Raw genomic sequence first — 762 nt, forward strand, 5'->3', positions numbered from 1 at the left:
CTGCCGCCGCGATGGCGCTGCTGGCCTGGGCGGCGAGCGCCGGCGCCGCCGATTCCGACGGCGCGGTCACCGTGCTCAGCGCCACCGTCGCCGACCAGCGCATCGAGGGCGCGAGCGTGGAGCTGCGCCGCGACGGCCACGCCGCATTGGCCACGGCCAGCGACGCGCAAGGCCGCGCCGCGTTCGACCCGGACGCGCTGCGCGACCCGGACGCGCGCCTGAGCATCCGCAAGCCGGGCTACGCCGAACTGCTGGCGCAATGCCCCTGCGACGGCAAGCGCTATGCGCTGAGCCCGGCGCTGGCCACCCTCGACGGCCTGCGCGTGGTGCTGAGCTGGGACGCGCCCGGCGTGGACCTGGACGCGCACCTGAGCTACGCCGGCCACCATGTCTACTTCCAGCGTCCGCGCGGGCCCGAGGCGCTGCTCGACCTCGACGCCGCCGACCACCGCCGGCCGGAGACCGTCACCATCGCCCGCCGCCTGCCCGGCGCGACCTACACCTACGCCGTGCACGACTTCGGCCACCGCCAGCAGCCCGACGGCGATGCGCTGGCGCGCAGCGGCGCGCGGGTCTACGTCTATGTCGGCCAGACCCTGGTGCGCACCTACGCCGCCCCGGCGCAGCCCGGCAATGTGTGGACGGTGTTGCGCATCGACGGCGACGGCCGCATCGAGGAGATCGACCGCATCGCCGCCAGCCGCGCCAGCGCCGACGCGCTCGGCGCGGAGCTGGCGCGCGCGCCCGGCCAGGACGCGCCGG

At 76.6% G+C, this 762-nt stretch carries 1 protein-coding gene; it reads left to right on the top strand.

Annotation, left to right across the window (positions count from 1 at the left end; all coding sequences use genetic code 11):
• Positions 1 to 762, top strand: a 762-nt coding sequence (locus A7A76_RS01995) for a YfaP family protein (RefSeq protein WP_206409628.1), incomplete at both ends; no start/stop codon positions are given.

Origin of the sequence: Lysobacter enzymogenes, from assembly GCF_017168095.1 — a bacterium.
Classification (GTDB): Bacteria; Pseudomonadota; Gammaproteobacteria; order Xanthomonadales; family Xanthomonadaceae; genus Lysobacter; species Lysobacter enzymogenes_D.